Here is a 13,904-nt window from a genome sequence, read left to right as displayed (position 1 = left end):
TTCTTTAAATGCCACTCTATTAAAGATTTATTACATTTTACAGAATCTATTTTTTCATTCTGTTTGTGGCACTTTATAACGTATAATTCTCCACAATAAATTCCTGTTTAAAATTGAAACCGCTGTAATAATTCCAGAGAAAAGAGCAGCGCCAACACCAACACAGACAATATCCTGACCTGTAAGATATAGGTTTTTATAATTGGTTTTGGGTCTTAATTGCACTAATTTAAATCTTTCAGGAGAATGTTCCAACCCATAAATTTCACCCCTTTTGTAATTACTAAAATGTTTTGTTGAAAGTGGTGTGGATAATTCACAAATTTCAACCTTGCCATTTACTTGCGGCAATACCTGATATAACTTTTCAAGAAGATGGCTTTTTATTTCTTCCTTCAATGCATGGTAATCCTGGCCACGTTTTTGCCATTTTTTATCTTCCCAAAATTTTACTCCATCATAGGGAAATGAGCCTATAACCTGGATGGTGGATGTTCCAGGATGCTTGTTTTCCCAATCCGCATCTTTAGCAGATGGAAATGAAATATAAGCCAGGGGAGATTTTATATTTTCACCATCCAGATGCTTCTGAAATTTTTCATCCAAGTAATAACTATCGTATAACCAGATATTGTGTTTGGGTAGCTTTAATTCCTTGTCACTTGCATTTAATCCAACATAAATACAAACATGGGAAACCGAAGGCTTTATTTTGTTTAATGCTTTTGTGTTTTCAGTTTTTTGTAATTCTACTGGTATTAATTTATTGAAGGTGTTATGCGCCCCTGCATTGCTTATAATTTTTAAGCCATGAATTCTATCCCCGTTTTCCATTTCAACCCCAACGGCTTTATTATTTTTAATAATTATATTTTTCACAGCTGCTTTTATGGCAACCTTACCACCATGTGATTCAATAACATCAGTAAGGCTTTTATGTATGCTTGAAGAACCACCTGTAGGATAATTTCCTCCTTCTAAAAAATGTTCAACAATCATTGCATGTATTGCAAAACTACTTTTTTTAGGCGGCAAACCATAATTACCACATTGGGCGCATAATACTGCAATTAATTTTTGATTTTTAGTTAGCTTGCTTATTACTTCATATGTGGTTTGATTGGAATATTTATAAAATCCCTTGCGCAGAAAATATCCAAGTGTTCTACTAAGCCAATCAGGCATAGTGCGTTCAGAAAAAAACATGATTGAATTACCACTTATTTTTTGAAGCAATTCATAATAGGATCGAATGGCTTTTTCTTCCCCTGGAAAATATTCAATCATTTGATTGATTTGATTTTCAACCCCGGTTTTAAAATTATATACATCCCCTTCAATAATAGCCTGATCGTATATTTCGCCCATATCAGACCATTTTAATTTTCCCTCACTAATATAATCAAAAGCCTTACGTAATAATGCATCCTTTAGGTTAACCTGCCCAACATAGTGAACACCTACATCCCACACAAAATTTTTCCGCTTAAATGTATGGGTAAAACCTCCGGGAACATAATGCTTTTCAAGAACCAGAACTTTTTTGCCTGACTTGGCAAGAAAAACAGCTGTTGTAAGTCCTCCCATTCCCGAACCTATAACAATAGCATCATAGCTTGAATTGGCAAGATCAGAAGTGTAAAGATTTTTCATTAGCTAGGATTTCCGGCTTAAAAAAGATACAGGTAAAATTCAGTTTAATTGCACTATAAATGCTTAATAAAAAAATGAAGTAAAACCCATATATACTTATAGTACAATGGGCTTTCTTTACTAATTTTTTAAAAATATCAATTTATTTTTTCTTACTGCATTTTAACAAAGAGTGACTAACTCCAATATTGTCAATTTTCTCAATTACATGGAATCCTGCTTTTTCAACAAGTTTTATAAAAAGACCTGAATGATACATTTGACTATTCCCATTGGCTATATTGGTAAAATACAAGGAAGTCATCTGAAGACAAAATGCAGAAACTTTATACTTCTGCCTATCCCAGAAAGGCTCCAAAATAAATACTTGTCCGTTTTCATCAAGAGCTTCAAAGCATCTTTCCAGAATAGAAATTATTTCTTCCTCGGAAAAACAATCTAGAAACTGGCTCATCCAGATAACATCGAAACCTTTAGGAAGTTTAGCGTTTTTATCAAGGATATTAATTTCATGAAAACCAACTCTGGAGGAAAGGCCCTGGCTTTCGATATTGGCCTGAGCCATTTTCAACTGTCCTGGTAGATCTGCAATTGTTACTTGAACCTGCTCATTGTATTTCGCACATTGAAGTGACCATTTACCAGTATTTCCACCAATGTCGAGTAATTTTTTAGGGCTATCCTTAAATACATGTGGTAGAACAAGAGGAAAAGAATCACTGGAATAGTAATGATCGAAATTAAACCAGCTTTTTTGTTCTTTCTCAGGCAAAACAGAAAGTCCTTCATAAACCGTTGGCCAAGGACCTAATGTTTTTAGTCCTTCGGGCTTGCCGGTTTGAATTGAACCAGTTAAATCAAACATCCCTTTGTAACAAATATCCTGAACAAAGTCCATATTCACCTTTGTCATTTCATCCTGTAAAATGAAATAACCGGTTTTAGTTAAAAAATAATTGTAATTATCATCGATGGTTAATAGTCCGATTCCAAGACCAGCCTCAAGTAAAACTCTTACACCGTAAGGCTTTAGTCCTGATAGCTCAACAACCTGTTCAGTTGTTATTCCATCTTTTCCTTGTTTTTCAATAATTGTTAATATCCCCAAATCCCTTAGTGCTATTGAAGCCTGGAAAACAATAGGGGCAAAAGCGATGTGTTGAGCATATTCAATTGCTTCAAGAGCTGTACGATTATCACTATTAAAAAATTTCATTTTTTTTGTATTTATTTATGATTTAGAAAAAACTAAAGTAGCATTACAACCACCAAAACCGGAAGCAGTTTTTAAGAAGTAACGCATTGTATTATTAATTTTATTGTTACACACATTAATAGGAGGGGAAACTCCCAATTCTGAAAACCCAGCTGTTGGAATTACAATTCCTTGCTTTAAAGATAAAATACTAATAATTGATTCAACTAAACCTGCTGCTCCCAGGGTATGTCCAAAATATCCCTTAAGACTATTAACAGGAGTATTTTGCAGGCCGGATAAATTAAAAGCCTTGGCTTCCATTTCATCATTGAACAAGGTTGCAGTTCCATGAGCTGAAATAAAACCAATATCCTTAGCAGATATTCCTGATAATTGAATTGCCTTATCAATTGCAGTGCTTAACTCCTGACCAGTTCTTGAAGGACCTGAAATATGATTGGAATCATTACTTATAGCTCCATTGAGAACTTCCATTTTTACACCTTGTGCTACGTATTCAGCTTGTGTAGTAATAATAATTGTGGCTGCAGCTTCCCCTAAATTAATACCATCCCTGTTATTTGAAAATGGGCTACACCTTCCTTGACTTAATGCTTGAAAAGAAAGAAATCCTGAAAATACAAATTTACTAAAGGTATCAGCCCCAACAATAACAGCATTTTTAAAGCTTCCAGAAGCCAATACTCGCCTTGCATATAAAATTGCAGTGACACCAGATACACATGCATTCGAAATTATAACTGGTTTATTTTCATTTTTAAAATAATTTGAAACCAGTGAACAGGAATTATGTAAACTCATCCTTTCATAAAGTTCTGGTGAAGCATCTTGTTTTTCTAGCAATTCAATGCTTCCTTTTGTGGTTGAAAATATAAAAATAGTTTCATTACTGGATAAATCAACAGAAGAAGTTATTAAAGCATTATTTATGGAGGCTATTAAAAGCTTTTCAAAACGAGTGAAATTGTTGCAATTAATGATACCCTTAGTTATTTCTTCAAATTGACCCGCTCCAATAATAGAAGCCCAAATTCCTTCATCATGCAAATCCTTTCTATGGTGAAGTTTTACACCTGAATGACCATTTTGAACCTGAATAAAATTTTCAAGTGTTGTGTTTCCCAATGGAGATAAAATATTGTGAGACTCAACAAAAACCTTTTGCATTACTTTAATCGATTAAATTAAATTGTTATTGATTTTCCAATTTTCAAAAAACTCTGGAGTTTTAATCTGTAATTGCTTTGTATGAATATCTAAAAAAACCTGGACAGATTTTCCAACAGAAATAATTTCAAGTGTTTCAGGATTGTAAATTTTATATTCAAAAATTATCTTTGCAGCGGGATTATCAATAAAAGTTGTTTCAATAATTGCCTTATCCCCATATTGTAGTGATTTTTTATAATTGCAATTTATATTCACAATTGGAACAACAAAACCAAGTTTGTACATTTCAAGATATCCTAAGCCATATTTAGCACCAAATGCCTCACGTCCATCCTCAAAATACCTCAAATAATGGCCATGCCAGGTAATCCCCAAAGGATCTACCTCATTAAACCTTACCTTAATCTCGGTTATTTCAGATAACATAGTATTATTTTTTTGAAGGCCCATAAGCCTTTTTCCACATTTTATATTCCCTGGTGTATATTTTTATAAAAATATTATGAACCGAATTACTCCAATGATTTCTAAATGAGATACCAGAGGCCTTACCGCTTACCCTTTGAGTTAACAGCACAGTATTGTCAAACATGTTAAAAAAAGTAACCCAAATTGAAGCTTGTTCTATGCTTTTATTCATTCCTTCCATAATAAAAACCAGACCAACGCCAGTGGGATTATCAAAGTTGTATTTGTAAACCATGGACTGAATAATCTGTGGTGTTAGTCTTGAACAATCAGCGTAATTATAGGTGATAATTTTGTCCTCATCAAGCTCCTCATTAATTTTAATCGTTAAGGTAAGATTATTGTTAATCCTGTTTTTAGAAAAAGTTTTCAGAAGGTTAAATTTTGCAGGTTCGGAAACAATCAACAAATTGATTTTATTGGTCAGTATCTTCATTTCACTACTACTAACAGTTCCTGCTTCACCAAAATACCTTGTTTCTGAAAAATCTATTCCATGGTATGTTATTGGGGTTTCAGGTAAAAATATATCCTTGATGGTTTGCGCCTCCAATGAATTTGAAAACGTAGCAAAAAGTACAAGGATAAAAAAGTTACATGGAAAAAAATTCATCATACTATTTTTTCAATCAGGTTTAATAAATATCCTCATTTCACATTCAGCCATTAGTATTTCCTTACAATGTACTGTACCATTAATGATTGTAACATCCATTACTTCGTTAATAATTGTAACCTCTGTTCTTAATTCATCTTTTGCATGTGGGAGATGGAAAACATTTAAATTTTTTATGGAAGCTATAAAGCCAATTGGAACTTTTTTATTCTCCATTTTGCAAAGATAACCAACGCCAGCAGCAGCGGTTTGAGCAATATTTTCAACCAATCCGCTTTCAGATAAATGACCGTTTTCGCAGAAAATACAATCCTCATCAATGGAAAGTCCTGAAACTGTTTTTTCATTATTAGAAAACAACAGTTTATCTATCATTACCATAGGTGAACGTTGGGGGATAAATTCTAAAATTTCAATACCAGAAGCCAGCATATTTATTGTTGCCAAAAGTCATAATAGTTAAACCATTGTTCAGGATACTTTTTTACCATTCCCTGAAAATCTAAGGCAAAATCATTCAATACGCTTTGAATTGAATCGCCATTGTGCTGGTAAAAATACTTTATTTTTGTAGAATAAAAATGATAATGAGAATTACTTTCCTTAAAAGCATAAACATAAACAATAGGCACCTTAAGTTTAAGGGCTAAAAGGAAGGGACCTTCGGGAAAACGAGCTAAACTCCCAAAAAATTCGGTGGAGAGGGTTTTATTCTCCGGCAAAAACCTGTCAGCATGAATACATACAAGTTCATTGGAGGCCAAGGCCTGATTGATTTTATAAATATGGGAAAGGTCCTCTTTTACAAAAATAATCTGGAATGTTTTTTGGCCGGTAACCTCATCCATATATTTTTTGATTTGGGCGTCCTCCCCATCATACATTACAATGTTAATTCTGGTATTGAGCCTTTGTAATAAGTGGCCTGCGGCCTCCCAATTTCCTGCATGCCCGCTAAGTAACAATCCTCCTTTTTTCAAAGAAACCATCTCGCGCAGGTTATGCTCGCCATCAAAATCAAAACTAAAATTGGTTGGGATTTTGGCCATCACCGCTATTTTATCAATTAAGGTTTGACCAAGCATGTAATAATTCTGATAAAGCTTAATCCTCGATCTGAACCAGCTAAACTTCAATTTGTTTTGGTAAAAATCAAGTATATGCCTTGAAGTTTCTGCCGAAAAGAAAAAATAATAAAGTGTTACAAAGCGCAGAAAAAAATAAGAAAAACTTATTCCAAATGTTTTAATCAGGAATACAAAAAATTTGTATCCAGCAGATCCTCCCTTGGATTTCCCCTGCCATTGAGGCATTATATTGATTCTTTTTGCTCAACTTTGGATAACACATAATCGTAGAAATTTTCAAAGGTCTGAATGCCTGTAAAATCTTCTGCTTGTACTTTAAATCCAAAGTTACTTTCAATAACAACAACTAAATCGATATAATCCAGGCTATCCAGTTCAAGGGTCTCCCGTAAGTTTGCCTCTGGACTAATTTTTTCATACTCTACTTCAAATTCTTCAACCAAAAAACTATTGATTTTTTCTATGATTTCTTTTTTTTCCATTTTTTATATCTTTTCCCATTTTTTAATAATAAGCGAGGAGTTTGTCCCGCCAAATCCGAACGAATTGGACAAAAATACATTAATATTTTTATCCAAAGTTTTATCAATAATATTTAAACGCGCAGAATCTTCATCAGGATTTTCAAAATTGATATTAGGAGCAATGAAACCTTCTTTCATCATAATCATTGAGTAAACAATTTCGCTTGCCCCTGCCATCCAGCATTCATGCCCGGTCATTGATTTTGTAGAACTTACTGGAGGTCTTGATTGATTAAATACTGCATCAATTGCTTTTGCTTCACTCGAATCACCCACAGGGGTTGATGTTGCATGGGCATTAATATAATCTATTTGATCAGCAGTAATACCAGAATCCTTCATGGACATTGCCAAAGCTTTCACAGGCCCATCTACAGTAGGATTGGAAATATGCCCGCCATTAGATGAAAATCCATAGCCTATTACTTCTCCTAATATGTTTGCCCCTCTTTTAAGAGCCGATTCAAGGCTTTCCAAAATAACAGTAGCAGCACCTCCGCTAGGAACTAAACCATCTCTTGCTCTATCAAAAGGACGAGAAGCTTTTGTAGGTTCATGTTCTCTTATGGAAAAAGCAGACAGGGCATCAAAATTTCCCATTGAATAAATATTTACTTCCTGAGCACCCCCACAAACAATCATATCCTGCTGGCCTGTACGAATAAAATTATAACCCGTACCAATGGCATGAGAGCCGCTTGCGCAAGCAGCGCTAATAGTGTAATTAATCCCCCTAAGCCTGAATATTGTAGAAAGATTCATTGTTACGGTTGAATTCATCGTTTGAAAAACAGAACCACTACCAACAAGCATAGTGTCTTTTTTTTCCCGTATTATATCAATGGCTTCCATAACAGGCTTTGCGGAACTATCATTCCCATAAATGATTCCAACCTCATTCTCATCAAGATATGTTTGATCTAAACCTGCGTTTTTTAATGCCTCCAAGGTAGCTATATATGCAAATTCTCCTTGTTCTGGTAACATTATCCTGGCTCTTCTGTCCAATACTCCCTTTAGAGGAGGCCTTTCAACAAGGCCAGTAAGTCCTGAACGATAACCAAATTCCTTTCTGGATTGATCAAGTATAATCCCAGATTTTCCATTAAATAAGGAATCTCTTACCTGCTCCATATCTTTTCCGATGCAGGAATATATTCCCATACCTGTTATCACTACTCTTTTCATGACAATTAAATTTACTTTTTTATCTCTTGTTTAAATTAATTATGAATAAAGGCCACCATTAATATTTAATACCTCACCTGTAATGTAGGATGAACCAGGAGATGCGAAAAAGGCAACTGCCTCTGCTACTTCCTCAGCCTTACCAAATCTTTTCATAGGAACCAAGGCTGATAACTGTTTTTCATCCAGATCTGCAGTCATTTCAGTTTCAATAAAACCTGGTGCAAGTGCATTTACAGTAACTCCCCTTCTGGCCACTTCTTGTGCAAGGGCTTTGGTAGCCCCAATTAAACCTGCTTTAGCAGCTGAATAATTTGTTTGTCCTGGCAATCCTTTTAATCCGGAAAGCGAGACCATATTAATTATTCTGCCATATTTTTTCACGAGCATTTGATTTACCACATGTCTTGTAACATAAAAAAATGAGTCAAGGCTGGTAGAAATCACATTCTTCCACTGAGCTTCTGTCATCCACATCAGTAAATTATCTTCTCTTACTCCAGCATTGTTAACAAGAACTTCAATAATCTTATCCTTATTGTTTTCAATCCATCCTGCAAGCACATCATCTGCTTGTTGCTTACTGGAAACATCAAATTTCAGCAGTTCGCACACCACACCTTGTGACTCAATCATTTGTTTTGTTTTTTCAGCCTCGGTGTCGTTGCTTTTATAATTCAATAAAATATTGAATTGCATTTGAGCAAGTCTTATACATACTGCCCTGCCTATTCCTCTTGATCCTCCTGTAACTAATGCGTATTTCACTTTTGTAAATTTGAATTTATACTATATTGATTTTTTCCTTTTTCAAATACTCCCTGACTTTTTTAATGTCCTTGTACATTGGTCTGTCTTCAAGAATTACAGGGCATATTTTTCTTATTTCATTGTAGATTTTCTTTGAAAAAGGGGAAAGTCGGTTGGAACATTCTAATCCATCTACAGCCTGAACAACAGCAATAGCGTGTATGGAAAGAACCTCAAAAGTGTTTTCTATTACCTTCCTGGTAATTAAAGCTGCATTGGTACCCATGCTTACAACATCCTGGTTGTCATTATTATTAGGGATACTGTGAATATATGCAGGCATAGAAAGTGTTTGACACTCTGCAGTGGTAGATGTTGCAGTAAACTGCATGCCTTGTATACCATAATTTAAACCAAGTTTACCAAGATTAAGAAATGGAGGTAGTTTTTGATTGAGTTTATCATTAAGCAAGTAATTTAACTGGCGTTCGGAAAGCATCGCAAGTTTTGTAACAGCAATCTTTAATTTATCCATTTCAAGGGCAACATAATCACCATGAAAATTTCCTCCATGAAAAACATCCTGATTTTCACAATCAATTATGGGGTTGTCATTTACAGAATTAACCTCATTCATTACCACTTGTTCGGCATAAACAATTGAATCATAAACAGGTCCGAGTATTTGAGGTACGCATCTAAGGGAATAATACTCCTGCACTTTTTCCTTTACAATATCCTGCTGTTCTATATTTTTACTTTGATATAAAGTATCAGATCGTTTTTTAATTAATTTACTCTTTCCAACAATCTTACGCATTGCCGCAGCCACTTTTTGTTGGCCAACATGATGCTTTACCCCATTCAGTTCTGTTGAAAAATGATCATCAAAGGCTTCAACAATTTCATTTATAATGGTTGAAAAGGCAACTGACCAATTCAGTAATTTTCTGGCATATATTAAATTTATCGCACCAATTCCAGACATAGCAGAAGTTCCATTAAGAACCGCTATACCCTCTCTTTTATGAATTGTAAGTGGTTTAAGCTTTTCTTTTTTGTATACGCTTGCAGCATCAGAAACTTTCCCATTGTATACTACTTCTCCCTCCCCAATTAATGTAAGTGCTAAATGCGCAAGTTGTACCAAATCCCCACTTGCTCCTACCCCACCATGTTCATATATACAGGGTAAAATTCCTTTGTTTATTAGCTCACGAAGCAGCTCTACCAATTCCTTATTTACTCCTGAATATCCACGCATTAATGAAACAAGGCGAACAATCATGGTGGATTTTAAATCATCATCAGATAATAAATTTCCAGAACCAGAGCAGTGACTACGAATAAGATTATATTGTAATTGTCTTAAATCCTTGTCGGCTATTTTATATTGAGCCATAGGCCCAAAACCAGTGTTTATGCCGTAAATAAGCTTCCCTTTTGAAAATTCGTTTAAAAACAAATAACTCTCATTGACTTTTTTTAATGCTTTTTCCGACAATTTAATCTTTTGTTCTTCAAAAAGAATAGCATAAATATCGCTTATAGTCAGTTGTTGTTCACCTATAGAAATCATTGGAAATTATTATCTCTTTTATGTACTGTTGAATAATATAAAAAACGAAGTAATCTTATTGGCTTAACTACCTCATACTTTAGTTTTTGAATTTAAAAAAGGGGCTAAAATAGATTTTTTATTCATTCAAAACAAGAACAACGTTCATTTCCATTTGATTAATATGTAAAAATCAATGAAAATTGTGTTTACATCAAGAAAAATTTAACTAAATGTTGAATACAATAAGTTATTTGAGAAAACGAATCCACAATATATCCATTAATTTCTATACTTAGTATCATTCCTAATTAAACTGATTTAATAAATCCAGTATATTCTCTATTGTTTATTAATTCATAGTACAGGCGAACCATTCATTTTTAATGTTTTTGAGGATTCTGCAATCACTATATATTATTTAAAATATTCTGCTTGGCATATAAAGTGAATTGATTTGGTAAACGAGATCGGTAATGTTATGAAAAAAATACTTTTGATAATAATTGGGTGCTTTGTTCTCTCATCATGCTCTTTCAATCATTTCTTTTATTTTACAAGTACTCCTTATGTTGAAATTCAAGGAATAAATTATGAGGAGGTAGAAATAACAAACCATAAAAATAAAAAACTCCACGGAATAATATTAAGGCCATCTAAAAGGATTGCAAAGGCTAATATCATATTTCTTCATGGCAATGGCGGCAATGTTAGTACCTGGATCCACAGGGTTAAACCATTTGCAGATCACGGCTACAATGTTCTGCTCTTTGACTATGAGGGATATGGTAAATCTGAAGGAAAACCTTCGCACAAGAATTTATTAAAGGACAGTCAATTGTTTTTGGATTATTTAGTAAATAACAACAAAACTGAAAATTTGAAAATAGTACTTATGGGCCATTCAATGGGAGGGAATTTAGCCGTAGAAATAGCCAAAAGAAACCAGGATAAAATTGATGTCCTAATAATTGAAGGAGCCTTTTCTTCGCATAAAAATATTGCAATAAGATTTGTTCCAGATAAGATTAAACCACTCGCAAAATTGCTTGTTCGTGCACCCTATAGCGCTCTTGAAGCAATAAAGGAAATAAAAAATATGCAGAAATTAATAATACATAGTTATGAAGATCAGGTTTGTTTAATGTCAATGAGTGAACAATTATTTGAAGATGCAGTTGAACCAAAAGAATTATGGAAAATAAATGGGGAACATTGCCGCGCTATTTTTTATTATGAAAAAGAATACATAGAAAAAACAGACAGTTTGCTTATACTTTCCAATAAAAACAATAATTAAAGGAACTCAGACAAAATCTACTTTTATTCCCTTTGTATATTATTCAACTCGCGAATTAAATTCAATAATAACTGCAAATTAATTGATATACTGTTATAAATAGTACCATCTGAATGTTAGGATAATTTGTAAAAAACTATATTTGCAATATTACAGATTAAAAATCAACCCATGGCCCGGATAATACTTCTTCTTTTGACCCTTTTTGTTTTTTGCGCCTGCAAAAAGAATGTAAAAACACAAGCTCAAGTGGATGATGAAAAAATAATTGCTTATTTGGAAAAAAACAGTTTAAATGCTACAAAAACAGAAAGTGGACTTTATTACATAATTGATTCCATTGGTACAGGAATCTCTCCTAGTTCTTCTTCAACTGTTACAGTAGCATATAAAGGATATTTTGTTGATGAAAAAGTGTTTGATCAAAGTAATTCCTCAGGAATAAAATTCAATCTAAGCCAGGTAATATTGGGATGGACAGAGGGAGTTCCATATTTCAGAAAAGGAGGCAAAGGCAGATTGCTAATACCATCAGCATTAGGGTATGGTAATCAGGCAAGAAATGGAATACCTGCTTCAAGTGTATTGATTTTTGATATACATTTAATAGATGTACATTAATTAATGAAAATCACTGGCTAAGGTTTAACATTAATAATTAACCAAGATTTCCAGCAATCCTATTGTAAATATTTTCAGGGAACCAATTTTGTTTGGACCCAAATCTCATCCTTTTCGCTCTCTTAAATTCCTGGTAATTATGCTGATGCATGAATTCAATTGCATTTAAATTATCAATTGGGAAAGCAGCATTATCTTTTGTTAATAATCGCATTTTCATAAGTTCAAGTCCTGCAGTGGGTCTATTTGCAATAATTAAACCTTCTCCAAAAGTTGGCAAATAGTAACCTTCAACAACCTTTTCATGAAGATATACAAAGCCCCTGGAAAAGTATTTCTGAATATGAAAAATCCTGTCTTCCCCTGAATTTATTTTGTCTATAAAGTAAATTTGTTCATGAAAATCCTTGGTAATTGGTTTGATATTTTTTGATACCAGCCAATTTGGTTTCTTATTAATATCCTTAAAAAACATATATTCAGTTTCTGTTTCAAAACCAATTCTTTCATATAAAGAAGCGCCAAGGTCAGTGGCTATTAAATAAATTGGTTCACAGTGCTTTGTTTTCATAAGCTCAATCAAAGATTGGGTTATTAGTTTTCCAATACCCTTGTTTCTATTATCTGAATGAACAATAATATGCCCCAACCAAGCAATATTATTATGAACAATGCCTGCTCCTATACCTACAATTTTATTGTTTATAGTTACCTTCACTGGAAAACAAAAATCTGTCTGGGTATAAAAATCAAAAATTGGAATTATATCTTGCCATCCATCTGGTTGTAGGCCCTTTAGTAAACCTATTTCGCTATTTTGTAATGTTTGTATTTTCAATTTTTCTATTTTTTATTCACTTTGAATATTGTTTTCAAAACTTAAATAACACTTGTGGATTTAAAAAAACAAGGCAGAATTACATCTAAATTAAAACTTAAGCTGCACTAAACCTTTCTATGGAATATAATTATAGATTTATAATTTATTTCATTCCTTTTTATTATAATCTTAATTATTGCTTTAGACTCTGGTAAAATGATTCAGGATAGTGAATAGGAGGAAAAGAAAAAGCCATCAAATGTGCAAACTCTAATTCTCAAAATTAAGTGGGAACAGCTGTTTTGCACATTTAATGGCAATAATGGATTAATGTTTTAGACAAATAATCGTTTAAACAAAAAAAATAATTTAGTATTAATAAAAGAAGAAGGTAACTGCTGCCCATTCTTTTTTCACACCTCCTGCACTTCCAATTTTGCTGCCACTTGCGTTTCTAAGTGTACCATCTGATTCAATGGATCCTATTTTTGATCCGCTATCATTACGAACAGTCCCGTCTGAATCCAATTTGCCAATTTTACTACCACTTCCATTACGTATAGTTCCATCAGAATCTAATTTTCCTATTTTGCTCCCACTTGAATTACGAATAGAGCCATCTGAATCGATTTTGCCTATTTTAGAACCACTGTCATTACGAACAGTTCCATCTGATTCTATTTTTCCTGTTTTACTTCCACTTGAATTACGTAATTCTTGAGAAAAAGCTGTATTACTCATGAATCCTGCAATGATTAATGAAGTTATTATAAAAAATTGAAAGCTAGTTTTCATGGTGTTTTTTGAGGTTAGTATTCAGTGAAATTAAATAAATATCTGAAATTTAACAATTTCAAATGGAAAATTATTTCAGAATAATAGGTTATACCTATTTCCATGCAGGATAATTTAAGTGTTAAGGTTGTTTT

Annotated in this window: 15 protein-coding genes; 2 read left to right on the top strand and 13 right to left on the bottom strand. The window is 33.2% G+C overall.

What is annotated here, in order from left to right; genetic code table 11:
• Positions 1–54: 54 nt before the first annotated feature.
• The 11 genes from H0V01_08915 to H0V01_08865 all read right to left on the bottom strand — a co-directional run bounded on the left by H0V01_08915 (position 55) and on the right by H0V01_08865 (position 10,255).
• Positions 55–1,653 carry an NAD(P)/FAD-dependent oxidoreductase gene (locus tag H0V01_08915; protein ID MBA2583488.1) on the bottom strand — a complete coding sequence of 533 codons (1,599 nt, stop codon included), beginning with the start codon at positions 1,651–1,653 and terminating at the stop codon, positions 55–57.
• 142 nt (positions 1,654–1,795) lie between these two features.
• Entirely contained in the window at positions 1,796–2,869 is a 1,074-nt protein-coding gene (locus H0V01_08910) for a class I SAM-dependent methyltransferase (GenBank protein ID MBA2583487.1), read from the bottom strand.
• Positions 2,870–2,884: 15 nt separating this feature from the next.
• Positions 2,885–4,039 carry a beta-ketoacyl synthase gene (locus H0V01_08905; GenBank protein MBA2583486.1) on the bottom strand — a complete coding sequence of 385 codons (1,155 nt, stop codon included), beginning with the start codon at positions 4,037–4,039 and terminating at the stop codon, positions 2,885–2,887.
• A gap of 12 nt (positions 4,040–4,051) precedes the next feature.
• Entirely contained in the window at positions 4,052–4,468 is a 417-nt protein-coding gene (locus H0V01_08900; protein ID MBA2583485.1) for an acyl-CoA thioesterase, read from the bottom strand.
• A 4-nt stretch (positions 4,469–4,472) separates the two neighbouring features.
• Entirely contained in the window at positions 4,473–5,126 is a 654-nt protein-coding gene (locus H0V01_08895) for a hypothetical protein (GenBank protein MBA2583484.1), read from the bottom strand.
• Positions 5,127–5,135: 9 nt separating this feature from the next.
• Complete coding sequence (locus H0V01_08890; protein MBA2583483.1) at positions 5,136–5,573, bottom strand: 3-hydroxyacyl-ACP dehydratase; 438 nt, start codon at positions 5,571–5,573, stop codon at positions 5,136–5,138.
• Positions 5,561–6,439, bottom strand: coding sequence for a lysophospholipid acyltransferase family protein (locus H0V01_08885; GenBank protein ID MBA2583482.1), 879 nt, complete (start codon positions 6,437–6,439; stop codon positions 5,561–5,563). Before H0V01_08885 ends, H0V01_08890 begins: the two co-directional genes overlap by 13 nt.
• A complete protein-coding gene (locus tag H0V01_08880) occupies positions 6,439–6,696 on the bottom strand; it encodes an acyl carrier protein (protein MBA2583481.1) in 258 nt (85 codons plus the stop codon). The genes H0V01_08885 and H0V01_08880 overlap by 1 nt, the downstream gene beginning before the upstream one ends.
• Before the next feature lie 3 nt (positions 6,697–6,699).
• Positions 6,700–7,926, bottom strand: coding sequence for a beta-ketoacyl-[acyl-carrier-protein] synthase family protein (locus tag H0V01_08875; GenBank protein ID MBA2583480.1), 1,227 nt, complete (start codon positions 7,924–7,926; stop codon positions 6,700–6,702).
• 39 nt (positions 7,927–7,965) lie between these two features.
• Complete coding sequence (fabG, locus tag H0V01_08870) at positions 7,966–8,694, bottom strand: 3-oxoacyl-ACP reductase FabG (protein ID MBA2583479.1); 729 nt, start codon at positions 8,692–8,694, stop codon at positions 7,966–7,968.
• Positions 8,695–8,710: 16 nt separating this feature from the next.
• Entirely contained in the window at positions 8,711–10,255 is a 1,545-nt protein-coding gene (locus H0V01_08865; GenBank protein ID MBA2583478.1) for an aromatic amino acid lyase, read from the bottom strand.
• 460 nt (positions 10,256–10,715) lie between these two features.
• Here H0V01_08865 and H0V01_08860 point away from each other — a divergent pair, with 460 nt between their 5' ends.
• Both H0V01_08860 and H0V01_08855 read left to right on the top strand, forming a co-directional pair.
• A complete protein-coding gene (locus H0V01_08860) occupies positions 10,716–11,534 on the top strand; it encodes an alpha/beta fold hydrolase (protein MBA2583477.1) in 819 nt (272 codons plus the stop codon).
• A gap of 171 nt (positions 11,535–11,705) precedes the next feature.
• Positions 11,706–12,155 carry an FKBP-type peptidyl-prolyl cis-trans isomerase gene (locus H0V01_08855; GenBank protein ID MBA2583476.1) on the top strand — a complete coding sequence of 150 codons (450 nt, stop codon included), beginning with the start codon at positions 11,706–11,708 and terminating at the stop codon, positions 12,153–12,155.
• Between the two features lie 37 nt (positions 12,156–12,192).
• Here the strand turns inward: H0V01_08855 and H0V01_08850 are convergent, their stop codons facing one another.
• A complete protein-coding gene (locus H0V01_08850) occupies positions 12,193–12,993 on the bottom strand; it encodes a GNAT family N-acetyltransferase (GenBank protein MBA2583475.1) in 801 nt (266 codons plus the stop codon).
• A 357-nt stretch (positions 12,994–13,350) separates the two neighbouring features.
• Positions 13,351–13,716: a hypothetical protein gene (locus tag H0V01_08845; GenBank protein ID MBA2583474.1), complete on the bottom strand. Its 366-nt coding sequence runs from the start codon at positions 13,714–13,716 to the stop codon at positions 13,351–13,353.
• Between the last annotated feature and the right edge of the window lie 188 nt (positions 13,717–13,904).

It is taken from the genome of Bacteroidota bacterium, from assembly GCA_013696965.1.
GTDB lineage: Bacteria > Bacteroidota > Bacteroidia > JACCXN01 > JACCXN01 > JACCXN01.
This window is presented reverse-complemented; position numbering and strand designations above follow the sequence as displayed.